Annotated in this window: 1 protein-coding gene; it reads right to left on the bottom strand. The window is 69.6% G+C overall.

What is annotated here, in order from left to right:
- Nucleotides 1-889 (bottom strand): IS481 family transposase (locus tag ACLJPL_RS34000; RefSeq protein WP_411084808.1); only part of this gene is annotated, 889 nt, incomplete at its 3' end.
- Between the last annotated feature and the right edge of the window lie 108 nt (nt 890-997).

Genomic DNA, 997 nt, shown 5'->3' with positions numbered 1-997 from the left:
GGTAGTTGTACCAGTGCAGCCAGTCGGTGAATGCTTCCATCCGGTCCAGGTCTGAGGTGTAGGGCTTCTGGTAGGCCCATTCATCGAGCAGGGTGCGGTGGAAGCGTTCGACCTTGCCGTTGGTCTGCGGGCGCCAGGGCCGTGTCCAGCGGGGCTGGATACCCAGGTCGTGGCAGGTGTTGCGCCAGGTGTTCTTGCTGTAGGCCCAGGCGTTGTCGGTCAGGACACGTTCGACCGTGATGCCGAGGGAGGCGAAATGTGTGGTGGCTCGTCTGAGGAAGCCTGCGCAGGTCGGGGCGGTCTCGTCGGGCAGGTCTTCGGTGTAGGCCAGGCGGGTGTGGTCGTCGAGTGCGGTGTGCAGGTAGGCGTATCCGGCGCCGGCGCGGCGGTCCTTGTTCGGGCTGCCGGCCGCCCGGCCCAGGACTTTGTGACCGCCGCCGTCGGGGATGCGGCCCAGCTTCTTGACGTCGATATGGACCAGCTCGCCCGGGCGGGCGCGTTCGTAGCGGCGGACGGGCTCGCCGGTGGCCCGGTCCACGGCGGCCAGGGGCGGCAGGCCGTGCCGGACCAGGATGCGGTGGGCGGTCGAGGCGGCGATGCCGCATCGGACGGCCAGTCGTAGCGGGCCGATCCGGTGCTCGCGTCGGAGCCGGAGAACCTGCTCCTCGACGGTGGCCGTGGTCCTGCGGGGCTGGCGGTGCGGGCGGCTGGAGCGGTCGCTCATTCCGGTGACGCCGAACTGCCGGTAGCGGCGGGACCAGCGGGCCGCGGTGGTGTGGCTGACCTGGAAACGCTCGGCAGCCCGCCGCACGGGCCATCCGTCCTCGACGACGCAGCGGGCCAGGCGAAGTCTCCCGGTCTCGGTCAGCGGGGCATTACGGTGGACCACGAGGGCCTCCTGATCTCGGTGGAGATGTCGCAATCCACACCGAACCCGGAGGCCCTCACCCATTTCAAGAACCCAGCACGCGTGTCACCAACGTCCCGGGACAACACA

Source organism: Streptomyces sp. cmx-18-6 (assembly GCF_046548915.1).
Lineage (GTDB): Bacteria > Actinomycetota > Actinomycetes > Streptomycetales > Streptomycetaceae > Streptomyces.
The sequence above is the reverse complement of the archived record's forward strand: the minus strand, read 5'-3'. Positions and strand labels throughout refer to the sequence as shown.